Here is a 25,945-nt window from a genome sequence, read left to right as displayed (position 1 = left end):
AATGAGAATTGTGAAAAATGAAGTTTTAATAGTTTTTAAAAGGAAATGCGCTCTTTATGTCGAAACACTAAGAGTTGACTATCTACAGGATGTGATACCGTGATTGAAATGCAAGATATATGGAAGACCTATGCCGATGGCACGCATGCCCTGCGTGGGGTGTCGGTGCTGATCGACCGTAATGAATTTGTTTATCTGGTCGGTCCGTCGGGTGCCGGCAAGTCTACCTTCATGAAGCTGATATACCGTGAGGAAGTGCCGACCAAGGGTCAGCTTTCCGTTAACGGGTTCAATATAGGCAAGCTGAAGCAGCGCAAAATACCGTATGTGCGCCGTAATATCGGCGTTATTTTCCAGGATTACCGTCTGCTGCCGAAGCTCAGCGCTTATGAGAACATAGCCTTTGCCATGGAAGTCATTGAGGCTCCCAAACGGCTGATCAAGAAGCGGACCATGGAGGTGCTGGACCTTGTCGGGCTGAAGCATAAGCATGCAAGCCTGCCGGCTCAGCTGTCCGGCGGCGAGCAGCAGCGCATTGCAATCGCCCGTGCGATTGTGAACAATCCGTCTGTCATCGTGGCGGACGAGCCTACCGGCAACCTTGACCCCGAAACCTCGTGGGAGATTATGAACCTGCTGGAAGAGATTAATTTTCGCGGCACGACAATCGTGATGGCCACCCACAACAAGGAAATCGTCAACACGATGCGCAAGCGGGTTATTGCGATTGAGGATGGCCTGATCGCCCGTGACCAGGCAAGAGGGGAGTACGGGTATGAAATTTAGTACACTGCTCCGGCACATCCGCGAAGGTGCGCTTAATATTGTCCGCAACGGCTGGATGTCCTTTGCTTCAATCGGTTCTATCGTGGTATCGCTGTCTATATTAGGTGTCTTTCTTCTGCTTGCGCTTAACGTGAACAAGCTGACCGAGCAGATCGAGAGCCAGGTGCAGATCCGGGTATTCCTGCAGCTGAACACCGAGCAGCAGCAGATCGATGAGATGCACAATGTAATTGGCAATATGGAGGATGTCAGCCAGGTAACGTTCGTTTCCCGCGAGGAAGGGCTTGAGATATTGAGGGAGAACCTGGGGGAAGACGGCCAGGACCTGCTGGAAGGCTTCGACGAGACGAATAACCCGCTGCCGGACTCGTTTACCGTTGAGGTTGTCAATCCGGAGGAAATATCTTTTGTAGCGAAGAAAATCAAAGCGGCCGGTGAGGCCGCATCGCCTAATCCGCTTATGAGCGTGAAGTATGGGCAGGGTACGGTCGAATCGCTGTTCAAGGTGACGACTGCTGTTCGGAATATCGGGCTTGTGCTCGTTCTGGCGCTTGGCGTAACCGCCATGTTCTTGATTTCGAACACAATCAAGATGACGATTTTTGCCCGCAGGCGTGAAATCAGCATTATGAAGCTGGTCGGTGCGACCAACCACTTTATCCGCTGGCCGTTTTTTATTGAAGGCGCCCTGCTTGGCATTATTGGTTCAGCTGTGTCGGTGAGTATTCTGCTGTTTGGTTACGGCCAGCTCGTTCAGGTCTCGCAGCTGGAGCTCGGCCTGATGATGATTCAACTTGTAACACTTGAAGAATCCGGTCTCTTAGTCGGCTCGCTGCTGCTGGGACTTGGAACGTTGATCGGAATTTGGGGAAGCACGATATCCGTGCGCAAGTATCTGAAAGTGTAGGTGATAAAGAAGCGTGAAGAGAGCATTTTTATTAATCGCATTTATCGTACTTGCTGCTGTTGTATTCCAGCCAGTTGAAGGGGAAGCCGCTTCGGAGCTGGATAAGATCCGTAATCAAATTGACCGGTTGAAGAAGGAAATGAACCAGACGGAAAATACGAAGCAGCAGATCGAGGAAAACAAGCAGGTGGTATCGGTCCAGAAGGAACAGACGCTTGAATCGATTAATGCGGTGATGAGCCAGATCGACCAGATCAGCGCCGATATGCAGAGCGTAACGGACCAGATCGCCGCTACGGAAGCCGAGCTGCTTAAGGCCGGCCAGGAGTTGGTGGATGCTGAAGCCCGCATTGAAGCCCGTGACGAGCTGCTGCAGTCCCGTGTCCGTCTGATGTATACGAGCGGTTTTGTCTCCTATCTGGATGTTCTGATGAGCTCGAACAGCTTCTCGGACTTCCTTGACCGGTTTGACGCACTGCAGTCGATTCTTAATCAGGACAAGGAAATTCTCGAGGAGCATAAGCGGGATAAAGAACTGATTCTTGCCAAGAAGAGCGAAGTTGAAGTTAAGCTTGGGGATGTCAAGAAGCTCTATGATAAGCAGGAGAAGTATTACAACCACCTGGTTGCTAAGGAAAAAGAAAAGGAAAAAATGATTCTTCAGTATAATGCCCAATTGAAGGATCTTGAAGAGAAATCCGAAGAGCTTGAGGATATCTCCGAAGAGCAGGAGTCGATGCTGATTGAGCTGGCCAAGAAGGAGAAGGCCGAAATCGAGAAGCAGCAGAAGAAGAAGAACAAGGTCTATTATTCAGGAGGTAAGCTTGCCCTGCCAGTACGGGATAATTACCGGATGAGCTCCAACTTCGGCCCCCGTATTGATCCGATAACCGGGCAGAGGGGCAAGATGCATAATGGTATCGACTTCTCCGCACCGCAGGGGACAGCGATCTACGCGGCTGAAGCCGGGACCGTCATTGTATCCCAGTCTTGGAGCGGATACGGCAACTGTATTATTATTGACCATGGCAACGGCCTGTGGACGCTGTACGGACACATCCGCAGCGGCGGCCTTCTTGTAAGTAAGGGCGAGACCGTTAAGCGCGACCAGAAGATTGCCGAGGTAGGCAGCACAGGGCGTTCCACTGGTCCTCACCTGCACTTTGAGGTCCGCTTGAATGAACAGCCGGTTAACCCGATCAGTTATCTGAAGAAAAACTAAACTTGCCGGCTGCACAGCATGCTGCCGGGATGACACCGCCAGCCGGCTCTGACCGGCATGGCGGTTTTTCATCCTATCCGGCTGGAGCAGACAGCGGCAAATAATTAGTCTACAATGTTCATAGAGTGATGTACGGGCATACTGCTCTAAACTGAAGGAGGTCATCATGAATTTTCGTGGACGGACGGTAGTCGTATATGTACTGATTGCCATGGTGTCAACGGCTTTAATAACATTGACAGTGGCAGACCGCTGGCTGCTGCGGGAGGAAGCGAAACTCTCGGGGGCAACCGGAGCGTTTGATGGGTTAACAACTCTAAGCAGTAAGGAAATCGAGAAGCTTAACAAGGTGTTCTCGCTCGTTCAAAGCAAGTACTATACGAGTGTCGAGCGGGAGGACATGGTGAACGGAGCTATTCAGGGCATGCTGGGCTCCCTTGAAGATCCGTACACTACCTATATGGAAGCATCGGATGCTACCCGCTTCTCCGAATCCATAGAAGGCAGCTTCTCGGGGATCGGTGCCGAAGTGACGCTAAAAGACGGCAAGGTGGTTATCATGTCAGCGATGAAGGGCTCACCGGCAGAGCGAGCGGGGCTGCATGCCAAGGACGTTGTCCTGTCCGCTGATGGAGAAGCACTGGCAGGCTTGGAGCTTTCCGAGGCAGTTGCCAAAATCCGCGGTCCCAAGGGGACGAAGGTAAAGCTGGTCATTCAGCGCGAGGGTGTATCCCAGCCGTTTGAGCTGGTGCTGACCCGCGATGACATTGATGTAGAAACCGTACAGGCCGAGATGCTCGAGGATGGCGTTGGCTATATAGAGATCCGGCAGTTCTCCGTCAATTCGGCGGAACGGTTTGCCGAAGAGCTGGAGAGCTTGGAAGAGCAGGGCATGAAGGGGCTAGTAATCGATGTTCGCAGCAACCCGGGCGGCGTTCTCCCGGTCGTTGTCACGATCGCGCAGCATTTTATAGAGGAAGGCAAAACGATTGTTCAGGTGGAAGACCGGGAGGGTGAGCGGGAGAAGACCTTATCTAAGGGCGGGGGGAAGGAATATCCAATCGCCGTTCTGATTAATAAGGGCAGTGCCAGTGCCTCGGAGGTTCTTGCCGGGGCGCTGAGAGAATCCGCAGGTGCAGTGGTCGTTGGGGAAACCTCTTATGGCAAGGGAACTGTACAGGTCAGCTATGACAAGCTCCTCGGGGATGGCAGTCTCATCAAGCTGACGATTGCGAAGTGGCTGACACCGGATGGCAATTGGGTGAATGAGAAGGGTGTCGAGCCCGATAAGGCTATATCTCAGCCGGAATATTATACGGTCGCCCGGATACCGCGTGATGTGACCCTGGTTCCCGAATCGAACGGGGAATTCGTGAAGAGTCTCCAGGTGATGCTGGAAGCACTCGGCTATGAGCCGGACCGGAAGGACGGCTACTTCAGCCCGTCAACGGCAGAAGCGTTGAAACGGTTCCAGCAGGATGCCGGGCTCGCGCCAACGGGTGAAAGCGATCCGAAGACAACTGAGCTGCTGGAGCAGAAGCTGCTGGAAAAAATCATAAGCGGCGACGAGGACATTCAGCTTCAGGAAGCAGTAAAGACAGTCAAAGAGCAGCTTTCCAAAAGCTGATAGACGCCGGGCAACGGTTGTTGGAGGATTCCGGCGGGTAACTGTCGAATGATAAAGAGGGCCGGGTCTCGCGGTTTGGAGATTCGCCCTCTTATTTTTAGTTTCGCCTTCAGCAAAGGAGTGAACGCAGGTTGGATATTGCACTGGAATTGCTCAGGCATACCGGGTTAGCTGCAGTCAGGCTGTTTATGCAGCCGTTTTACTATATGACGGTCTTGTTTATCATTCTGCTTTTGGCCAGGCAGACCCGTACTGAGCGGAGACTGTTTCATGTTAAGCTAACATCCTGGCCGAAGCAGATCGTGCCTGCTGTTGTGGCAGGTCTGCTTGCCGGACTGTTTATCTCCGCGATGTCGCTCTTTATCGGATTTGCCTTCACGAACGAGACGGTATATTGGCTCTGGGGAGCCGCAGTTGTGCTTGTGTTTATACGTATACGTTATTTTTGTATTGCCTACAGTGCGGCTGTGATCGCTCTGCTGAGTGTAATTGCGGGGCTGTTCTCCGGCAGCTTGGACAACGGGCAGTGGTATGGTGCTGCACTGGAATCTCTCGCGGAACAGGACGGGGCTGCTCTGCTGCTGCTTGCGGGACTGCTGCATATGATGGAGGCGCTGCTGCTCCGCTGGCAGGGCGACTACGCGGCCGGTGCTCTGATTGTGGAAGGGAAGAGAGGCCTGCTTGTAGGCGGTTACCAGCTGCCAGCCTTCTGGCCCGTGCCTATGCTGCTTCTTGTGCCAGCTAGTTCGGCGTCTGCCATAGCAGAGCTCAGCTGGACGCCGGGTTTAGCCTATTCCAGCGGCTACAGCGGGAGCTGGACGATGCTGGCCTTGCCGGTAGTGGTCGGCTTCAGCAGCCTGGCCACTTCGAGGCTTCCGCGGGCTAAGGCCCGCAAGCTTGCGGGTAGCCAGCTGTATTACAGTGTCGGTCTTATTGCTGCAGCACTGCTGGCCGTATGGTGGGAGCCGCTGGTAGCAGCGGCTGCGGCAGCTGCCTTCGTTTGTCATGAGCTGATTTATTATTTGGAGCTGAGACGGGAGGAGCAGGCAAGCCCTGTGTTCGTCCATGATGCGCAAGGACTGCGTGTGCTGGCGGTTGTGCCGGGAATGCCGGCCGACCAGATGGGTATTCAGACCGGTGAAATTCTGCACAAGGTTAACGGTACGCGGGTGCGGACAACAGAAGATCTCTATAACGGTCTTCAAGTTAACTCGGCGTTTTGCAAGATGGAGATTATCAATCACGAAGGCCATGTGAAATTTGTTCAGCGGGCACGGTTTGAAGGGGAACATCATCAGCTGGGCGTTGTGCTGGCTCCTGATGAGGGGGCCCCCCATGTAGCCGGCAGACTGGCGGCTTCGCTGGTTGATCTGCTTCGGGGCAGACGGATGACGCGTCGGCGTGAGACAACGGTCACGATGTAAGGTAGAAGAATCATGACACAGATATCTGCAGGGCAGCGTTCCTCTCGACGGGATTCGCTGCCCTTTTGCCATTGCTTAAGATTGGGCATCAAGGGATGATCCACCGATTGCATGCGGCGGATGATCCCGGTATAATAGATGGGAACATTCATTCTCATGAAATGAATCCTGTCTATTATGTACCCGACTTTGGGTATACATCATAATATAGTCTTCTAAATAAGCAACCAGATGTCATCCTATAGATCGTTTATTATTATACAATCCTCTGTAAGGGAGTGAAAGGCCATCGCGATGAAAGAGGGAGTACACGTGCAGGACAGGAAGTTTGAGCTTCTGTCCGCCTATACGCCGCAGGGCGACCAGCCGGGTGCAATTGAACAGCTGTATACAGGTGTGATAGAGGGACGGCGGCATCAGACACTGCTCGGAGCAACGGGTACAGGCAAGACGTACACGATTGCTAATACGATTGCGAAGCTGAACAGGCCGACGCTGGTCATAGCGCATAACAAGACATTGGCCGCGCAGCTGTGCAGCGAGTTCAAGGAGTTTTTCCCGAACAATGCCGTTGAGTATTTCGTCAGCTATTACGATTATTACCAGCCGGAGGCGTATATCCCGTCTTCGGATACTTACATTGAGAAGGACTCCAGTATTAACGACGAAATCGATAAGCTGCGCCACTCCGCAACGAGCGCTTTGTTTGAACGCCGGGATGTAATTATCGTGGCAAGTGTTTCGTGTATATATGGCTTGGGTTCTCCTATGGAATACAAGAGCCTTGTTCTGTCTCTCCGGGTGGGCATGGAGAAATCCCGTAATGCTATTTTGCACAAGCTGGTCGATATTCAATACCAGCGCAACGATATTAACTTTGTCCGTGGTACATTCCGGGTCAGAGGGGATGTTATTGAAATATTCCCGGTCTCTAACAATGAACGGGCTATCCGGGTCGAGATGTTTGGGGACGAGATCGACCGGATTACGGAGATTGATGTATTGACTGGAGAAATTATCGGTGAACGCGACCATGCGGCGATCTTCCCGGCCTCTCACTTCGTTACGCACGAGGAAACGATGAAGGTAGCACTCGTTAACATTGAACGGGAGCTTGAAGAACGGCTGGCAGAGCTTCGCGGGCAGGGTAAGCTGCTGGAGGCGCAGCGGCTGGAGCAGCGTACACGCTATGACATCGAGATGATGCAGGAAATGGGGTTCTGCTCGGGCATTGAAAATTATTCAGGCCCACTGACCTTCCGTGAGCGGGGCGCTACGCCCTTTACGCTGCTGGATTATTTCCCCGATGACATGCTGATGGTTATTGATGAATCCCATGTAACCCTGCCGCAAATCCGGGCGATGTATAATGGGGACCGTGCAAGGAAGGAAGTGCTCGTTGATCATGGCTTCCGTCTGCCGTCTGCTATGGATAACCGGCCGCTTAAGTTTGAGGAGTTTGAACAAAAGCTGAGTCAGGTTATCTATGTTTCCGCCACACCGGGGCCATATGAAATTGAGCATTGTCCGGAAATGGTGGAGCAGATCATCCGTCCTACCGGGCTTCTTGATCCGATTATTGAGATCAGGCCGACGAAAGGGCAAATCGATGATCTGCTGGGCGAGATTCGGGACCGGATCGACAAGGACGAGAGGGTACTGGTAACGACGCTGACCAAGAAGATGGCGGAGGACCTGACCGATTACTTGAAGGAAGTCGGAATCAAGGTGCGTTATCTGCATTCGGATATTAAGACGCTGGAGAGGATGGCCATTCTGCGTGACCTCCGGGTCGGTACCTTCCATGTACTGGTCGGAATTAACCTGCTTCGGGAAGGTCTGGATCTGCCCGAGGTTTCGCTAGTATCGATTCTCGATGCGGACAAAGAAGGCTTCCTCCGTTCCGAGAGGTCGCTTATTCAGACAATCGGCAGGGCCGCAAGGAACAGTGAAGGCCGTGTTATCATGTATGCCGATAAGATGACGGATTCGATGACCAAGGCCATCAGCGAGACAGAACGCCGCCGGGAGATCCAGATTGCTTATAACGAGAAGCATGGCATCACACCACAGACTATCCGCAAGAAGGTCCATGATGTGATCGAGGCAACGAAGGTTGCGGAGCAGAAGGCTGACTATCTGGCGGGGCCAGACCTTGGGAAAATGTCCAAGAAGGATCGTCAGGCTGTTATCCAGCGCCTGGAGGCGGAGATGAAGGAAGCGGCAAAAAATTTACAGTTCGAGCGTGCGGCAGAGCTGCGTGATGCGCTGCTTGAGCTTAAGGCGGAAGCCTAAGGGGAGGATAAGTTGTGGCTAGTGAAAACATTGTTATCAAAGGGGCGCGTGCCCACAATCTGAAGAATGTCGACATTACGATTCCGCGGGATAAGTTCGTCGTACTGACGGGGCTGAGCGGATCCGGCAAGTCCTCCCTTGCATTCGATACGATCTACGCGGAAGGTCAGCGGCGTTATGTGGAGTCGCTGTCCGCTTATGCGCGGCAGTTCCTCGGTCAGATGGAGAAGCCGGATGTCGATTCGATCGAAGGATTGTCGCCGGCGATCTCCATTGATCAGAAGACAACAAGCCGGAACCCGCGCTCGACAGTAGGGACGGTTACAGAGATTTATGACTATCTCCGCCTGCTGTTCGCGCGGATCGGCAAGCCTCACTGTCCGGAGCACGGCATTGAGATAACATCGCAGACGGTTGAGCAGATGGTAGACCGCATTATGGAATACCCGGAGCGTACAAGGCTGCAGATTATGGCGCCAGTCGTATCCGGCCGCAAGGGCGAGCATACCAAGCTGCTGGCCGATATCCAGAAGCAGGGCTTCGTACGTGTCCGGGTCAATGGAGAGATTCGTGACCTCAGCGAGAAGATAGAGCTTGAGAAGAACAAGAAGCATTCAATCGAAGTAGTTGTTGACCGGATTGTTATCAAGAGCGAGATTGAATCCCGGCTTGCGGATTCGATTGAGACGGCGCTCAAGCTGTCGGAAGGGCAGGTTCTGGTCGATGTTATGGACCAGGAGGAGCTGCTGTTCAGCTCAAATCTAGCCTGTCCGGTATGCGGCTTCAGCATTGAGGAGCTGGCACCGCGGATGTTCTCCTTCAACAGCCCGTATGGCGCATGTCCGGAATGTGACGGATTGGGTGTGAAGATGATCGTGGACCCGGACCTGCTGGTTCCGAATCCGGAGAAGTCGATTGAAGAAGGTGCCTTTGAGGCATGGGCCGGAAGCACATCCAACTATTATCCTCAATTCCTCCGTTCAGTTTGCGAGCATTACGGCATTGATACGACGAAGCCGGTGAATGAGCTCGCGCCCGAGCAATTGAAGAAGCTGCTGTACGGCACGGGCGGCGACCGGGTGCGATTCCGTTATGAGAATGATTTTGGTCATAAAAAGGAAGCTTACGTCGCCTTCGAAGGCATTGTTCACAACCTGGAGCGCCGCTACCGTGATACGGCATCGGATGGCATTCGCGAATATATCGAGGGCTATATGAGTGCCAAGCCTTGCGGTACCTGTAAGGGCCACCGTCTTCGCAAGGAGAGTCTGGCGGTTACCGTTGGCAAGCAGAACATCGCTTATGTTACCTCGTTATCCATCGGAGAGGCCGACCGGTTCTTCAGTGCGCTTGAGCTCAGTGAGAAGGACCGGACCATCTCCAACCTGATCCTGAAGGAAATCAACAGCCGTCTGGGCTTCCTGGTTAATGTGGGGCTTGAGTATTTGACGCTCAGCCGCGCTGCAGGTACGCTGTCCGGCGGCGAAGCGCAGCGGATTCGTCTGGCCACACAGATCGGCTCCAGCCTGATGGGGGTCCTGTATATTCTGGATGAACCGAGTATCGGCCTTCATCAGCGGGACAATGACCGGCTGATCAAGACACTGGAGCATATGCGTGACCTCGGCAACACGCTTATCGTGGTGGAGCATGACGAGGATACAATGCTTGCAGCAGACTACATTATTGATATCGGACCGGGCGCAGGATTTCACGGTGGACAGGTTGTTTCCGCCGGTACCCCTGAAGAGGTAATGAATGATGAGAAATCACTAACCGGACAGTATCTGAGCGGCAAGAAATTCATCCCCGTTCCACTGTCGCGCCGTCCGACGGATGACCGGTGGATTGAGATCCGCGGAGCTAAGGAGAACAATCTTCGCGGCATTAATGTCAAGGTGCCACTGGGCGTCTTTACGGCTGTAACAGGCGTGTCCGGGTCAGGCAAGTCGACACTCGTGAACGAAATCCTGTACAAGACGCTGGCCCGGGATCTGAATAAGGCGAAGGTGCGCCCTGGCGTCTATAAGGAAATCCGGGGCCTTGAGCATCTTGAGAAGGTCATTGACATTGACCAGTCACCAATCGGTCGTACACCGCGTTCGAACCCGGCAACCTACACAGGGGTATTCGATGACATCCGGGACGTGTTTGCCAATACGAATGAAGCCAAGGTACGCGGCTATAAGAAAGGCCGCTTCAGCTTCAATATCAAGGGCGGGCGCTGTGAAGCATGCCGCGGCGACGGCATTATCAAGATCGAGATGCACTTCCTGCCGGATGTGTATGTTCCCTGTGAAATCTGCAAAGGCAAACGCTACAACAGGGAAACTCTTGAAGTGAAGTACAAGGGCAAGAGCATTTCGGATGTCCTGGCCATGACTATTGAGGATGGCTGCGAATTTTTTAAGAATATTCCGAAGATCCACCGTAAGCTCCAGACCCTGTTGGATGTGGGGCTTGGTTATATGAACCTCGGCCAGCCGGCTACAACACTGTCAGGTGGTGAGGCGCAGCGCGTGAAGCTGGCTTCCGAGCTGTATCGGCGGAGCACAGGCAAGACGCTGTACATTTTGGATGAGCCTACGACTGGCCTTCATGTGGATGACATTGACCGTCTGCTCCATGTGCTGCATCGTCTCGTCGATTCAGGCGAATCAGTACTTGTTATTGAGCATAATCTGGATGTTATCAAGACGGCCGATTACCTGATCGACCTTGGACCTGAAGGCGGCAGCGGTGGCGGAAGCATCGTTGCAGCCGGAACGCCGGAGAAGCTGGTAGAGGTGGAAGCTTCCTATACAGGCCGTTATCTGAAGCCTGTACTGGAGAGAGACCGCAGGCGCACAGAGGAACGCCGGCAGATTGAGGATGGCGTAGCTGCTGGGTTAGCTGAATAACGCCGGATGATAGCATATGAGAGCCACTCCATGTCTTAGCGGACAGGGAGTGGCTCCTTTTTTGTACCAGAAAATAAATAATATTCAGTTATTCACAATAGTGTGTATCATACAGTATAATGAGCGCAGGAGCTGATTGCCATGACGGATATGCAGGAAACAATTAATGGGTTGACGCAGGAATTACGGAGGGGGACGATCATCATCGGGGTGCTTAGCCAGTTAGCTGAACCCCAGTATGGCTATTCATTGGTAACGGTCTTACAGGGGAAGGGCTTCTCTATCGATGCCGGTACACTCTATCCGCTGCTGCGCAGATTAGAGAAGCAGGGCTTGCTAGAGAGCCGCTGGGATACCGATCAGACCAGACCCCGGAAGTATTATCTGCTTAGCCCGATGGGTAGGACGGTTTATGTGCAGCTCTGCGAGGAGTGGAGGAGTATGTCTGTAAGCTTGGAGAGCTTAATTAGAGGAGGCGATGGAGATGGAGATCATTGAGCGGTATATTTACGCAGTTACCCAGAAGCTGCCCTTGAAGCAAAGGGAGGAAATTGGAAAGGAAATTGAGAGTTTGATCGCCGATATGCTGGAGGAGCGCACCGGGGGCCGCAGGGCGGACCAGAAGGATGTGGAACAGGTGCTTATGGAGCTGGGTGCGCCGGGTAAGCTGGCAGACCAATACAGAGATGGCAGCAGGTTCTTGATTGGGCCTGAACTTATGGGAACGTATATGACCGTTCTGAAAATTGTGCTTGCTTCGATAGCTTTTTCGATGCTGGCCGTCTTCGTAATTGAGATACTGGTGAAACCGGGATCGCTGCTTGAGCATTTTATCAGCTACCTGGTAAATACTCTTAATGCATGCTTTCAGGGGTTCAGCTGGGTTACCATTACCTTTGGATTACTGGAATACTGGAAGACCCAGAAGGGTGAACCGGTCAAGATAGATACAGCAGCGTGGGATCTATCGATACTCCCTTCACTGCCTGACCGCCAGACTCGGATCAACAGAGCCGATTCCTTCTTTAGCATCACATTCACCATCTTATTCTCAATCCTGTTCATTTCCTCTACCGATCTTCTTGGGGTATGGACAAACCAGGGCAGCCAGAACTGGGTGGTCATTCCCTTGTTCAATGAAACGGAGTTCCAGCGTTTCCTCCCGTTGATCTTGTTCTTCCTGGCCTTGAATATTCTCATGGAGGGTGTCAAGCTCGCAGCCGGCAGGTGGTCCCTTCCTCTAATTGGACTGGATATGGTCGTTCACATCCTGCAATTTATACTTGCGGTCGTCATGTTCTCTGACTTATCCATCTGGAATGATCAATTCATCCAGCAGCTTGTATCTAGTGGTCTTATTGCTGCGGGAAGTGAAGAGCATGATCTGGTGGTTAGAATTTGGCAGCTCGCCCAGGAAGATCTTCTCTTTATGATTGGTATTATATTTGTAGTACATCTCATCTTACGGGGGATGAAGGCATACCGGATCAGTCAACCGACGATGAGTAGTGGGACTGCCAGCACTAACGGGTTTAAGTGAGACATAAATCACATTTTTTTGAACATTTTTATTGCATCCGCACCAAGGAAAGGCTAACATATAGCTAAGATAGGTTACGTGTGATTTTAGTGAAGGAGGTCCAACATGTTTTTGGCAGCAGAAGAAGCTACAGAGGCAGCAGCAACAGCGAGTAATTTCAACACCTTTGATATCTTTATGCTAGTGTTTACCCTGCTTATTTTCTTGGGATTTGTCCGGCTATTGCTGGCCCGCCCGAGGAAGAATCTCTTTGCGATCGGCTTTACGTTTGTGTCGCTCGCAACCTTCCTGTATGTGGATTACATCATGATTTTTGAGGTGTGGATGGGCTAATCCCCAACGTCCTGACCTAACGATATGGACAAACAACAAGGAGACCCCGGGATATGTCCCAGGGTCTCCTTGTTGTTTGAAGCACCTTACACCCACCACATCTCGCCAAGCGGCTCACGAATCAGCACCTGCTGAAGATTATCGACCGCTTTGGTGAAGCCTTCCTCGACGGACATCAGGCCGTCCTCATGCTCAATACTTACAACATAATCGTAGCCGACCAGGCGAAGCGCACTGATGATGTCGCCCCATACCTTCATATCGTGGCCGTAGCCAACCGTCCGGAACTGCCACGCACGGTCAAGCATCAGCGAGTAAGACTGCATGTCGGTTACGCCGTGACGGTTGACGTTAACCGGATCAATGGTCGTGTCCTTCGCGTGAAAGTGATGAATGGCGCCCGCGCGTCCAAGAATATGAATGGCTTGTACCGGGTCAATTCCCTGCCACCACATGTGGCTTGGATCAAGATTCGCACCGATAGCCTCTCCCGCCGCTTCACGCAGACGAAGCATATTAGCCGGTGTATGGACGGAGAAGCCGCCATGAAGCTCAAGCCCGATCTTCACATTGCGTTCTTCTGCATAACGGCCGATCTCTGTCCAGTATGGGATGACCTTGTTAGTCCACTGCCAATCGAGAATTTCCTGATAATCGTTCGGCCAGGGAGCTACCGGCCAGTTTGGATATTTGGCATCCTCATGGTCGCCGGGACAGCCCGAGAATGTATTGACTACAGGAATCTCCAGCTTGGAAGCCAGATCTATCGTTTCACGAATCAGCCGGTCGTGCTCAATTGAGATGGCTTTCTGCGGATGGAGCGGGTTGGCATGACAGCTGAGCGCGCTGACGATCAAGCCGCGCGAATCGACAGCCTGCTTGAAGGCTTTGCGTTTACCTTCGTCGGCGAGCAGCTCTTCTCTGTTGCAGTGGGCATCGCCGGGATAACCGCCGGTTCCGATCTCGACGGCCTGTACACCCTTGGCTGCGACCAAATCCAGCATTTCCTCAAACGGCTTTTGACTGAACAGTACAGTGAATACACCCAGTTTCATCTCAATAATGCCCTCCTTAACCGAATGGTATCGCTTTCCAACGTATTATAGCATGCCCCCAAAAACCAATGAAATGGGGGAGGCGTACTTTGCCAATTTTGAACACAAAGTCAACAAAAGTCAGCAAAAAGCATTTAGCTCGCTTGGCTGGTGGATTCAGACGGGGCCGGGTGGTACACTAGTAGTGGAAATGGGCGCATCCGCCCTGAAGTGGAGGTAATAACAGCAAGATGATACAAGTACAACGTGAAGATATAGAATTGCTCGCGCCTGCGGGGGATTGGGACTGTATGCGGGCTGCCGCGGCGAATGGTGCCGACGCCGTGTTTTTCGGTGTGGAGAAGTTTAATGCAAGGGCCAGGGCTAACAATTTCAGGATGGATGAGCTTCCCGAAATTATGGCTTTCCTGCACAGCTACGGCATGAAGGGGTTTCTGACCTTTAATATATTGGTATTTGAGAATGAGCTGGAGGATGCGAAGCAGCTTATTGAAGCCTGCATTGAGGCAGGGGTAGACGCGGTTATCGTTCAGGATTTGGGACTTGTAAAAATGATCCGTGAGATCTCTCCTGATTTCCCGATTCATGGCTCAACCCAGATGACCATTACCTCGCCTGAAGCAGTTGAATTCACCAAGCCCTTTGATCTTGAGCGGGTCGTACTCGGGCGTGAGAACAATCTCAAGCAGATTAGGACGATCGGCGAACAGGCCAAGCTTCCGATGGAGGTATTCGTGCATGGTGCGCTCTGCGTATCCTATTCAGGCCAATGCCTGACATCGGAGATGTGGGGAGGTCGCTCCGCTAACCGAGGGGAATGTGCCCAGGCCTGCCGCCTGCCGTATGATCTCATGATTGACGGTGTGCAAAAGCCGATGGGGGACGTGGCGTACCTGCTATCGCCCAAGGATTTGGCAGCAATCGAGCTGGTGCCCGAGCTGATTGAAGCGGGGGTTACCTCTTTCAAGATTGAAGGCAGGCTGAAGAGTCCCGAGTATGTGGCCAATGTGGTCAGCAAGTACCGCAAGGCGATCGACCGGTATTTTGCCGGTGACCGTTCAGCGCCTGCGAAGGAGGAAGTGCGGGAGCTGCAGCAGAGCTTCTCACGCGGCTTTACTCCGGGCTTCCTGAAAGGGACGAATAACAAGCAGCTGGTGGAGGGCACCTTTCCGAAGAGCCGTGGCGTATACCTCGGGCGAGTAGAGCGTATTCTGCGGGACGCAGTAGTCTGCCGGTTGGATGCGCCGCTTAAGCGCGGGGACGGCATCGTCTTTGATGCGGGCGACCCGACCAAGAAGGAAGAAGGAGGACGCGTCTATGACCTGCGGCGGCAGGGTGTGAAGGTAGAGGGTGAGGTGCAGGAAAATACGGTCATTGAGATCGTCCCTGGCCGTAATGATGTAAATCTGCAGAAGGTTCATGTCGGCGACCGAATCTGGAAAACAAGCGATCCGGCTCTGGACAAGCGGCTGCGTCAGACCTTCGAGACGGAGAAGCCTTACCGGGTATTCCCGCTTCATGTGAGAGCTGAAGGCCGGGCTGGCGAACCGATGCGGACCTTGTGGACAGATTTGCAAAAAGGTACAACGGTTGAGGTATGCTCTGAGCTACCGCTGGAGGAGGCGAAGAAGCGTCCTCTGGATGAAGAGGTTTTGCGCGAGCAGCTTGGGCGGCTCGGTGGAACCTTGTTTCAGCTCGAGACGTTGGAGCTCGGGCTGGAAGGTGATCTGATTGTTCCAATCCGCGAACTCAACCGGATACGCCGCGTGGCGGTTGAGCAGCTGACGGGCGAGCGTCCGAAGCCGCCGGTCTATGTGCATCATCACAAGATTGATGTGCTCGCTGATGCTGCGGGTCCTAAGCAGGTATCCGGCCGGGTGCCGGAGCTGACAGCTCTGTGCCGGACACTGGAGCAGGTTAAAGCGGCTGTTAAGACGAATGTCAGCATGATTTACGCGGACTTTGAGTTTATCAAGCAGTTCCCGGCTGCGGTGGAGACTGCCAGACAGGCAGGCAAACGTATCGCGCTGGCAACGCCACGGATTCATATGCCCGGCGAGAACGGCTACCATAACAATATTCTGAAGCTGAAGCCGGATGCCATATTGGTACGGAACACTGGTGCTCTGTATTTCTACATGCGTGCCAGGGCGGAGAATCCTGCCGCGGCATTTCCAGAGCTGATCGGGGATTTTTCGCTTAACGCGGCTAATCACAAGACCGTTAACCTGTTCATAGAAGCGGGCTGCAGCCGGGTTACGCCATCGTACGACCTGAATGTGCAGCAGATGATGGACCTGCTGGAGCGCTCGGACACCTCCAAGCTGGAGGTAGTGATTCATCAGCATCTGCCGATGTTCCACACGGAGCACTGTGTCTATTGCACCTTTCTCAGTGAAGGAACGGATTACACGAATTGCGGCAGACCGTGTGAGGAGCACAATGTATCTTTGCAGGACAGAATCGGCATGTCTCACCCGGTTAGGGTGGATGAGGGCTGCCGGAATACCGTTTACAATGCGATTGAGCAATCGGGAGCCGAATACCTGCGAACTTTCATGGACCTGGGCGTCCATTCCCTGCGGGTGGAGTTTCTGGAGGAGACGGCTGAGAAGGTGGAAGAAGTCATCAGCCTCTATACCGATGCAATAGCAGGAAGAATCACGGGCACGCAGGTTTGGCGAAGCCTTAAAGCGATTAACCAGCTGGGCGTAACCCGTGGACAGCTTGTAAAATAGTATAAGGGCCCACTCATGTGACTTTAAGGAGGCCATGAGTGCCTTTCGGACAAAAAAAGTTGGCGTCACCTGGACTTAACCGGGTGACGCTTTTTTCGTTCAATAAGGGTCTAGTTGAAGAGGGCGGGAAAATTTTTTAGTCGAAATTGTAACTTTTTATAAGGAAATCCAGTCAAGATCAATAATAATGATTTCATTTTTTATAATCCTTTAGTACTATTAACCTATAAATATAGAACAATGTGGTGATTGCGATGCGTCTATCGTTTCAACCTGAAATTCCGGATCACGTGAAGGAGCTTGTACTGGCGCTGGAGCAATCTGTGCTGGACGGGCGAGTTCCGGAGTCTGATATACTGGAGCAGTTGCCAGAGGAAGCCTTTCTTGGTTCGCCGCTGCTGCTGCGCGCCGGGTCAATCCGTCTCATAATGGAAGGCCAGCTGCAGGAAGCCCGCGAATGGGTTCAGGCAGCCATTAGAGGCTATGCGGTCCAGGCGGACCACGTTGAAATGCTGTCAATGATCGGTTTATTAACATTATTATATGTGCGGATCGGTGACTTCACGGAAACCGAAACCCTGCTGCAGTTCCTTGAGGATGAGGGGCTCCGGTCGCCGGAGGCCTGCGGCGGCTTTGTGTGGTGGGCGCTCGCCCGCGGGAAAAGCTGGAACCGGATGGCTCCTGTAATCCAATCTCTCTCCCCGGATGCTTATTTCGGACGCGCTGCGGACAGCTTTGCAGAGGCTGGGGATGCCGCTTCGTTCGGGCATCTTCTCCTTGACTGTTGGCTCTACGACGGCAGCTGCATGCAGCTGCCTGAATGGCAGAAGCGGCTCAACCATCTGCGCCAGTGGGGGGCGCTCCGCCGTGAATGCGATACGGTTCTGAGAGCGATCAGCGGAGAGACGCTGCCGCAGGAGGCGTTGATGCTGCTGCCAAGCCGGTTTGCTTATATGGTGGGTATCCTGCAGTCAACTCAGCAGTGGAATTCGACAGGACCGATTAAGCCGCCGGCCAGTGATCTCAAATATGATGTGGAAATTCAACTCTTCGCTTCCCGCGCCAACGTGACGCGCAAGCTGACAACCGGGGAACGGACGGAAGCGGCGATGTCACTGAGGCAGATGGAACTGATGGCCGAGGAAATGTCAACGCCTCGTACAGCGGGTTGGGTGGAAGAGTTGCGGGGCAAATTAAGCAGTCCTTCCGGTTATGTGCCGCTCATGCCAAACCTTTCCTTCGAGGATGAGCCGCTGCCAGGCACCCCTCAAGACGGTGCAGACCGGCTTCGCATTCAGTTAATGGGAGGCATCCGCCTGCTGAGCTTGGACGGAACCGTACTGACACCGAAATGGAAGCGCAAAAGGTCCAAGGAGCTGCTGGTTTATCTGCTGCTGCAGCCGGATTTTAGAGCCATTCGTGAGCAGGTTATTGACGAGCTGTTCGGAGATGGCGACCCGACGAAGCTGGCTAACCACTTGTACGTTTCCCTGCATGAACTGCGGAGCGCACTTGCTGCACTGGGCTTTGAGGATGCGGTAGAGGCGCGCGGAGGCATTATCGGCTTCCGTGAATCGGTGGTTGAAGTGGTGGATGTCGGACATTACATGACGCTTTCCAAGGTGGGGGATGATCTCTGGACCGATGACCGGGAGGAAGCTTTCCGCCTGTATCAGGACGCTGTGAGACTGTACGGGCTGCTGGGAGCGGACATGCCGCAGCTGGACTGGCTTGTGCGTTGGCGTGAGCAGCTGCTCGAACGGCAGACACAGATGCTCCGGCGGTTAGGCGAGTATTATGCGGCTTCAACAGATGACAGCCATACGGAAAAATGGCTCTCCGCCTGGATAGAGCTTCGTCCCGACCAGGAGGAAGCTTATCAGGAAATGATCCGCTACTGGCTTAAGCGCGGCAGGCGCGCGGAAGCGCTCAGCTGGTACAGGCGTCTTGAGAAGAAGTGCAGGGAGGAGCTCGGAACGGAGCCTCTTGCCGAGACAAAACGCTTATTGGGAGAAGTTTGACGAAAATCGGGGGAACGAGAATATGATGGAAACGGCTTCTACCCCGCCGAATGTTCAGGAGCTGAAGGTGGCGGCTGCGCGGCACGATCAAGCTCTGTCGGTTACACTTGAAGGCGATCTGGTTCATTCTACTTTGGGTAGATTAAGAGATGAACTGGATGTTGAGAATGGTCTTCAGGACTGCAAATATCTTATTTTGAATCTACATATGGTGAACTACTTGGACAGCGCTGGGATGGCCATGCTCATCCGTATTGCCCGGCACGGGCGCAAGACGGGATACCGTATGTTTGTTTGTGGCGTATCCATTCATTATCAGAAGCTGTTCCGGCTGGTCGGATTGACGGAGCATGTCATGATTTATCCGGATGAATATGCCGTTTTGCAGCGTTTAGCGGGACTTGAGGGCGAGCAATAGCCAGCGGGGAGCTATTAAGCTGATTTTATTAGTCATTAGACTGCTGTAAGGGCAGCCTGCTTCCGAATGGTTCGGCTGCCGGGCTGCCCTTTCGTGAACCTTCATGGTTATATTCGGGTTTACGCTATACTTATCCGCCGCCCTTGCTCGTTTCGTAGCCTGGGTAATCATAGTCGGTATCCTGAAGCTTTTCAATGAGGCGGTTATCCCGGATAAACTGCTTGGTGGATTCTGTGCCGAGCTTATAGATCATGGCGTAGAGGTCACGGATGTCATCGCTAAAATCGGTAGCAGTCTGTTCTTTGTCATTCGACTTGTATGGAATCTGCGCTTTAAAATGGCTGATCCGGTCATCCGCTTCCTCCCGGACAATCAGCCGCTGAAGCTGCTCTAGCTCCTCTGGGGTGGCCTCTATTTCCATATAGTCCGCTTCCGGCCGTTGCTTCTCAATCGTTCCTGAAGAAATGGATACGTAGTAGTGCTCCTTCATTACAATTCCCTCCCTTGAAACAGCGGCATCTACGCTTCCTGCGGGAAACATCATGACGCTTGTCTTACACGTTAATACCAACCGTTCCATAGGATTGAAACAGGCGGATGGCCTTCCGCGAAAGGCCTGTACCCCATCGTGAGGTTCGGCAGGAGTGCGGGTCCCAACCGGTCCGTTGCCATAATTGACAGCCAAGCACCAGTCGAATAGACTGAGAGGGACGTGACATGGAACGGAGGATAACGCAGCATGAATAACCGGCAGCAGGACAAGCCATTTGCCGCATGGCGGCATGTATTCAAACTGGACCCCGAGCGGCTGCTTGATGATGATTCGCTGGATGCGATCTGCATGTCGGGGACTGACGCCATACTGGTGGGTGGAACAACAGGCGTCACCTACGATAATACGGTTGATCTGATGGCACGGATCAGACGCTATGAAGTGCCGTGCGCCCTTGAAGTATCAACCGTGGAAGCAGCTGTGCCGGGGTTCGACTACTATTTTATCCCCCTGGTTCTTAACACGGGGGCAGCTGAATGGGTAACGGGCAGGCAGGCGGAGGCGATTGCGCAGTATGATGCTTTTATCCCATGGGAGATGACAGCTGCCGAAGGTTACGTTGTTTTGAATCCGGATGCCGCGGTTGCCCGGCTGACGGAAGCCAAGACAGCCCTTAGTGCGGCTGATGCGGCAGCCTACGCCAAGCTGGCGGACCGGCTGATGCGGCTGCCTGTCGTATATGCGGAATACAGCGGCTGCTTTGGCGACATGGAGCTGGTCCGGGCGATGCGGCTGGCAATGTCTGAAGGCAGGCTGTTCTACGGCGGGGGTATTGACGGACCGGAGAAGGCGGTGCTGGCGGCTCAGGCGGCGGATACCATTGTCGTTGGCAATGTCATCTACAGCGATTTGGGAGCTGCCTTGGCTACTGTTGAGGCTGTGAAGAAAGCTGGTTTTAACATCTCGTAGTACCTACTATATATTCCAAAGGCTTCTCTGCTGACGGCTTGTCTGGCGGGAGAAGCATTTTTTTTGCAGCAGGGGCAAAAAGCATATATTTACATGCTCTCCTTTCACTAAACTTAAATTGACACACACGGATGGGTGGACTAGACTGAAAGCAGGCGAACAAGAACGCGAACAAAGGAGATTATTATGTTTAATCGGATAGATATCGATCAGGCCGTTGAACGTCTGAATCCGCGCCAGCAGGAAGCGGTAAAGGCAACGGAAGGACCTTTGCTGATTATGGCAGGCGCGGGCAGCGGCAAGACACGCGTGCTGACTCATCGCATTGCTTATTTAATTGACAAACGGCGGGTTGCTCCCTGGAGCATCCTGGCGATAACCTTTACGAACAAGGCAGCCAGGGAAATGCGGGAGCGGGTAGCTGCGCTTGTCGGACCCGGCGGGGATGATATATGGGTATCGACCTTCCACTCGATGTGCGTACGGATTCTGCGCAAGGATATCAGCCGGATCGGCTTCAACACAAGCTTCTCGATCCTCGATTCAGCAGATCAGCTGTCCGTTATCCGCAACTGTATGAAGGATCAGAATATCGACACGAAGAAATTTGAGCCAAAGGCCGTGCAGGCGGCAATCAGCAGTGCGAAGAATGAGCTGATCAGTCCGGAACGCTTCGAGCAGAAGGTGGGAGATTATTTTCAGCAGATAGTGGCAGATGTCTACAAGTCCTACCAGAAGCGGCTCAAGAGCAACAATTCCCTGGATTTCGACGATTTGATCATGACGACGATTCAGCTGTTCAAGGAAGTGCCCGAGGTCCTGGACTTCTATCAGAACAAGTTCCGCTATCTCCACGTGGATGAGTATCAGGATACGAACCGTGCACAGTACATGCTGTGCCGAATGCTGGCCGATAAGCATCACAACATCTGTGTGGTTGGTGACAGTGACCAGTCGATCTACCGCTGGCGGGGCGCGGACATTACGAACATCCTGAATTTTGAGGAAGACTACCCCGAAGCGAAGACGATTCTCCTGGAACAAAATTACCGCTCGACGGCGAACATCCTGAATGCGGCTAATGCGGTGATCAAGCAGAACACCGGACGTAAGCCGAAGAAGCTCTGGACCGACCGGGGCGAGGGAGAGCCGATAGCCGTGTATCAAGCGGATTCGGAGCATGAGGAGGGTTATTTTGTGACCGGAGAAATCCGTAAAAACCGGATGAACGGCCGCAAATATGCCGACCATGCCATTCTCTACCGAACCAATGCCCAGTCGCGGGTAATTGAGGAAATACTTATTAAGTCTGATATCCCGTATCAGATCGTGGGCGGCATCAAATTCTATGACCGTAAAGAGATCAAGGACCTTCTCGCATATTTGCGGCTGATCTCCAATCCGACTGATGACATCAGCTTGGCACGGATTATCAATGTGCCTAAACGAGGCATCGGCGATACGACACTGGGCAAAATCGCTTCCGAAGCGTCGCTTCGCGGCGTATCGATGTACGAGGTGCTCGGCAATCTGGAAGGCGTTGACGTAGCCGGGAAGACGCGGGCGGCTTTGACAGATTTTCGTGAGCTGATTGATAATCTGACCCGCATGGTCGATTATCTGTCCGTTACGGAGCTTACCGAGAAGATGCTGGAGTTCATCAAGTACCGTGAGGAGCTGGAGCGCGAGAATACGCTGGAGTCCAAGTCACGGCTGGAGAACATTGATGAGTTCCTGTCAGTGACCATGGAATTTGAAGCGCGGAATGATGACAAGTCGCTCGTTGCTTTCCTGACCGACCTTGCGCTGATCGCGGATATCGATTCAATGAACAAAACCGACGACGAGGACGCGCAGGACGCTGTTGTTCTGATGACGATGCACAGCGCCAAGGGGCTGGAGTTCCCGGTCGTATTCATCATTGGTATGGAAGAGGGGGTCTTTCCTCACAGCAGGGCGTTCTCGGATAACGAGGAGCTGGAGGAGGAGCGCAGGCTGGCGTATGTGGGCATCACCCGGGCTGAGCAGCAGCTGTTCCTGACGTGCGCGAGAATGCGCACGCTGTTTGGGCGCACGGCGGCTAACGCGCCGTCCCGCTTCCTCCAGGAGGTGCCGGACACGGTGAAGACCGTGCTCTCTCCTGGCGGGCGGATTGCCGGCGGCGGCATAGGCGCCGGCAGCCGCGGATACGGCGCAGCCGAGCCGGCCGGAGGCGGCTTTGGCTTCCGCGCCGGAGGGCGCGCCCCCGCAGCAGGCGCGCCTGCTTTTGGCGGACGCCCGGGACAGGCCGGGGCGTCCGGTGCCGCCGCAGGCGGCAGTGGCGGCGGCGTCCGTATGACGATGCCAATGGCCGGCGGCTCGGCGGCTGGCGAAGGGACGCGCACGTTTGCGGCTGGCGACAAGGTAGCCCACGCCAAGTGGGGCACCGGTACCGTTGTTGCCGTCAAGGGCGAAGGCAATGACATGGAGCTTCAGATTGCATTCCCGGCGCCGGTCGGCGTGAAACGTCTGCTGGCTGCTTTTGCACCAGTTACGAAGGTTTAGGGCATACTAGCCGTATACGGCAGGCATTTAATTGATATAGTGTAAGCTGAAGACGGACCGGCCTAGCGGCCGGTTTCTTCTCGGCGGGGACGAAAGGATGACATGGTCGATGGAGCAGGGCTTTCAGGAACGGATGGAACAGCTGGTCGGGGAGATTAACCGGCATAATTATCAGTATTATACGATGGATCAACCGACAATCAGTGATAAAGAATATGATGCGCTGTATGACGAACTGATCAGGCTCGAACAGGAAAGCGGTGTTGTTCTGCCGCATTCGCCAAGCCGCCGGGTGGGCGGCGAGATCCTTAAAGGCTTTGAGCCTCACCGGCATCGTTCCCGGTTATGGAGTCTGGATAAGGCTCAGGACAGTGAGGATCTTATGGCGTGGAATGCCAGGGTCATGAAGGGTATTGCGGATTATAACAGCAAGCATCCGGATAACCCGCTCCCCCATCCTACATATGTGGTCGAGTTAAAGTTCGACGGCCTTACCTTGAACCTTACTTATGAAGACGGGCAGCTCGTGCAGGCTGCAACAAGGGGCAATGGTGTGGTTGGCGAAGGGATACTGGAACAGGTTCGGACCATTCGTTCTGTGCCGCTGTCCATACCGTTTGACGGCATCATTGAGGTGCAGGGTGAAGGGATTATGAATCTCTCTGTTCTGGAAGCTTACAACAAGACGGCAGCTGAGCCGCTGAAGAATGCCCGGAACGCTGCGGCAGGGGCGCTGCGCAACCTGAATCCCAAGGTGACAGCTGAACGGAAACTGAACGCCTACTTCTATAACGTAGGTTATGCCGACGGTGTTTCCTTCAACTCCCACCAAGAGATGATTGGATTTTTGCGGGAGAATCACTTTAATGTGAATCCTTACATCAAGTACTTTGATAACATAGAAGACGTCATGGCAGAGATGATTGCAATTGTAGACAAGCGTGCGGCGCTGGATTACCTGATCGACGGTGCAGTAGTCAAGCTCACGGATATGCGGACACGGGAAGTGCTTGGCTATACGGATAAATTTCCACGCTGGGCGGTCGCGTTCAAGTTCGAGGCCGAAGAGACGACAACGATCCTGCAGACAGTCAACTGGGAAGTGGGCCGCACCGGGAAAATAACCCCAGTCGCCCGCGTGGAGCCGGTTGAACTGGCGGGCGTTACCGTTCAGAACTGTACACTTAACAACGCAGGCGATATTGAACGGAAGAACCTGAAGTTTGCTCTGGGCACCCGGGTGTTTATCCGCCGCTCAAACGATGTCATACCTGAAATATTAGGCAAGGCCGATGAGGAAGTCGGGCAGGAGATCGAGTACCCGTCCGCTTGTCCAGCATGCGGTACGCCGCTAGAGCAGCGGGGCGCGCATCTGTTCTGCAACAATAAGCTGTCCTGCCGGCCGCAGACGGTAGCCCGGATTGCTCATTTTGCCTCCCGCGATGCAATGGACATCGATACCTTCAGCGTCATGACGGCCGAGCAGCTGTACGAAGCCTGTGAAGTGCGTGATCCAGCCGATCTGTACGAGCTGAATTACGACTCACTGATTAATCTGGAGCGGTTCGGGGATCGTAAGGCCCGCAAGCTGCTCGATGCGATCGACAAGTCCAAATCACGTGACCTGGCTGCCTTCCTGTACGCCCTTGGTATTCCGAATACAGGGAAGGCGACAACGAAGATGCTGGCTGAACACTATGGGGATCTGGAAGCGGTTATGCAGGCTTCGCCGGAGGAACTGATGGCTTTGCCGGACGTTGGCGGCATCGTAGCGGAGAGTATTAGTAACTTCTTCGCAGACCCGGTTGTTCGGGACAGCATCCGCCGGATGCGGGAAGCGGGAGTAAAGGCGGAAGCCGACAAGCCAGCGGAGGTTCGTACAGACAGCCCGTTCAGCGGTAAAACGGTTGTACTGACCGGCACGCTGTCCTTAATGACACGTGATGAAGCAGCTAAGAAGCTTGAAGCATTGGGCGCTAAGGTGTCAGGCAGTGTCTCCAAGAAAACCGACTTCCTCATTGCAGGCGAGAGTGCAGGGAGCAAGCTGACCAAAGCACGCGATCTTGGTGTAGCCGTAATTGAAGACGAAGAGGAATTCGTTCGTATGCTGGGCGAGTAGCCGTTACCTATTTATAGAGGAGGTCATCTGTATAACAGGCGGTACCTCTATACTGACTATACTAATGGCACTAGTCTGCTGGGCGGGCTGGTGCCATTTCTTATCAAGGGTAGCAATTATCCCTGCAGCTACTGTATGGTTAGGCTGCCATAATTGTTGCATTGAAAGGGAATGAGCGGCGTGATAGATTATTAACTGCCGCTGCTGCCGGCAACGCTCTTTGTTAAATGACTGGAGAAGAAGGCAGCAACTGCGATAAGTGTAGAATCAGCCCGACATCAGCAACATTTATTGATAGGTACTGACAGCTTTAGTTGAAATATATCGGATAGTTGACAGGAATGACGAAAGCTGATATTATCTTATCTTGTGACCACGATAACTTGGTTGCTTACAAGTTCTTTGAAAACTGAACAAATGGATCACGTCAATCCAAGATTGATATAGTAATGAGCAAGTCAAATCTTCACCCGTGCACATTCGACATCAGCCTTCGGCTGAAATCGAAAGTCACTTTAATGGAGAGTTTGATCCTGGCTCAGGACGAACGCTGG

The 25,945-nt window shown here is 53.3% G+C and carries 18 protein-coding genes; 16 read left to right on the top strand and 2 right to left on the bottom strand.

Annotation, left to right across the window (positions count from 1 at the left end; all coding sequences use genetic code 11):
• Positions 1 to 99 precede the first annotated feature (99 nt).
• The 10 genes from ftsE (at position 100) to L1N82_RS10715 (ending at position 13,034) form a co-directional block, all read left to right on the top strand.
• The gene (gene ftsE / locus L1N82_RS10760; RefSeq protein WP_235287401.1) at positions 100 to 786 is read left to right on the top strand and encodes a cell division ATP-binding protein FtsE; all 687 of its coding nucleotides are present in this window, start codon (positions 100 to 102) and stop codon (positions 784 to 786) included.
• The gene (gene ftsX / locus L1N82_RS10755; protein WP_235287400.1) at positions 776 to 1,693 is read left to right on the top strand and encodes a permease-like cell division protein FtsX; all 918 of its coding nucleotides are present in this window, start codon (positions 776 to 778) and stop codon (positions 1,691 to 1,693) included. The genes ftsE and ftsX overlap by 11 nt, the downstream gene beginning before the upstream one ends.
• Positions 1,694 to 1,706: 13 nt before the next feature.
• Entirely contained in the window at positions 1,707 to 2,915 is a 1,209-nt protein-coding gene (locus L1N82_RS10750; protein ID WP_235287399.1) for a murein hydrolase activator EnvC family protein, read from the top strand.
• A gap of 166 nt (positions 2,916 to 3,081) precedes the next feature.
• Positions 3,082 to 4,542, top strand: a complete 1,461-nt coding sequence (locus L1N82_RS10745; RefSeq protein ID WP_235287398.1) for a S41 family peptidase — start codon at positions 3,082 to 3,084, stop codon at positions 4,540 to 4,542.
• Positions 4,543 to 4,673: 131 nt separating this feature from the next.
• On the top strand, positions 4,674 to 5,966 hold the full coding sequence (locus tag L1N82_RS10740; protein ID WP_235287397.1) for a PDZ domain-containing protein: 1,293 nt from the start codon (positions 4,674 to 4,676) through the stop codon (positions 5,964 to 5,966).
• Between the two features lie 294 nt (positions 5,967 to 6,260).
• On the top strand, positions 6,261 to 8,261 hold the full coding sequence (gene uvrB / locus L1N82_RS10735; protein WP_235287396.1) for an excinuclease ABC subunit UvrB: 2,001 nt from the start codon (positions 6,261 to 6,263) through the stop codon (positions 8,259 to 8,261).
• Positions 8,262 to 8,275: 14 nt separating this feature from the next.
• Positions 8,276 to 11,161 (top strand): excinuclease ABC subunit UvrA, encoded by a 2,886-nt coding sequence (gene uvrA, locus L1N82_RS10730; RefSeq protein WP_235287395.1) that lies wholly within the window; start codon positions 8,276 to 8,278, stop codon positions 11,159 to 11,161.
• Between the two features lie 141 nt (positions 11,162 to 11,302).
• On the top strand, positions 11,303 to 11,659 hold the full coding sequence (locus L1N82_RS10725) for a PadR family transcriptional regulator (RefSeq protein WP_235287394.1): 357 nt from the start codon (positions 11,303 to 11,305) through the stop codon (positions 11,657 to 11,659).
• Positions 11,646 to 12,701 (top strand): HAAS signaling domain-containing protein, encoded by a 1,056-nt coding sequence (locus tag L1N82_RS10720; protein ID WP_235287393.1) that lies wholly within the window; start codon positions 11,646 to 11,648, stop codon positions 12,699 to 12,701. The genes L1N82_RS10725 and L1N82_RS10720 overlap by 14 nt, the downstream gene beginning before the upstream one ends.
• A gap of 105 nt (positions 12,702 to 12,806) precedes the next feature.
• The gene (locus tag L1N82_RS10715; RefSeq protein ID WP_235287392.1) at positions 12,807 to 13,034 is read left to right on the top strand and encodes a hypothetical protein; all 228 of its coding nucleotides are present in this window, start codon (positions 12,807 to 12,809) and stop codon (positions 13,032 to 13,034) included.
• A gap of 86 nt (positions 13,035 to 13,120) precedes the next feature.
• Here the strand turns inward: L1N82_RS10715 and L1N82_RS10710 are convergent, their stop codons facing one another.
• Positions 13,121 to 14,089 (bottom strand): sugar phosphate isomerase/epimerase family protein, encoded by a 969-nt coding sequence (locus tag L1N82_RS10710; protein WP_235287391.1) that lies wholly within the window; start codon positions 14,087 to 14,089, stop codon positions 13,121 to 13,123.
• Positions 14,090 to 14,319: 230 nt separating this feature from the next.
• Here L1N82_RS10710 and L1N82_RS10705 point away from each other — a divergent pair, with 230 nt between their 5' ends.
• The 3 genes from L1N82_RS10705 to L1N82_RS10695 all read left to right on the top strand — a co-directional run bounded on the left by L1N82_RS10705 (position 14,320) and on the right by L1N82_RS10695 (position 19,266).
• Positions 14,320 to 16,827 (top strand): DUF3656 domain-containing U32 family peptidase, encoded by a 2,508-nt coding sequence (locus tag L1N82_RS10705; protein ID WP_235287390.1) that lies wholly within the window; start codon positions 14,320 to 14,322, stop codon positions 16,825 to 16,827.
• 254 nt (positions 16,828 to 17,081) lie between these two features.
• Complete coding sequence (locus tag L1N82_RS10700; protein WP_235287389.1) at positions 17,082 to 18,848, top strand: AfsR/SARP family transcriptional regulator; 1,767 nt, start codon at positions 17,082 to 17,084, stop codon at positions 18,846 to 18,848.
• 22 nt (positions 18,849 to 18,870) lie between these two features.
• Positions 18,871 to 19,266: an STAS domain-containing protein gene (locus tag L1N82_RS10695; protein ID WP_235287388.1), complete on the top strand. Its 396-nt coding sequence runs from the start codon at positions 18,871 to 18,873 to the stop codon at positions 19,264 to 19,266.
• 130 nt (positions 19,267 to 19,396) lie between these two features.
• Here the strand turns inward: L1N82_RS10695 and L1N82_RS10690 are convergent, their stop codons facing one another.
• The gene (locus tag L1N82_RS10690; protein WP_235287387.1) at positions 19,397 to 19,846 is read right to left on the bottom strand and encodes a hypothetical protein; all 450 of its coding nucleotides are present in this window, start codon (positions 19,844 to 19,846) and stop codon (positions 19,397 to 19,399) included.
• 159 nt (positions 19,847 to 20,005) lie between these two features.
• Here L1N82_RS10690 and pcrB point away from each other — a divergent pair, with 159 nt between their 5' ends.
• From pcrB to ligA, 3 genes are all read left to right on the top strand, one after another.
• Entirely contained in the window at positions 20,006 to 20,728 is a 723-nt protein-coding gene (pcrB, locus tag L1N82_RS10685; protein ID WP_235287386.1) for a heptaprenylglyceryl phosphate synthase, read from the top strand.
• Between the two features lie 186 nt (positions 20,729 to 20,914).
• On the top strand, positions 20,915 to 23,272 hold the full coding sequence (gene pcrA / locus L1N82_RS10680; protein ID WP_235287385.1) for a DNA helicase PcrA: 2,358 nt from the start codon (positions 20,915 to 20,917) through the stop codon (positions 23,270 to 23,272).
• A gap of 97 nt (positions 23,273 to 23,369) precedes the next feature.
• The gene (ligA, locus tag L1N82_RS10675; protein ID WP_235287384.1) at positions 23,370 to 25,391 is read left to right on the top strand and encodes an NAD-dependent DNA ligase LigA; all 2,022 of its coding nucleotides are present in this window, start codon (positions 23,370 to 23,372) and stop codon (positions 25,389 to 25,391) included.
• Positions 25,392 to 25,945 lie beyond the last annotated feature (554 nt).

Source organism: Paenibacillus tarimensis (assembly GCF_021532315.1).
Taxonomy (GTDB): Bacteria; Bacillota; Bacilli; order Paenibacillales; family Paenibacillaceae; genus Paenibacillus_I; species Paenibacillus_I tarimensis.
Note: the sequence above shows the minus strand (reverse complement) of the source record. Positions and strands in the feature narration are given on the sequence as shown.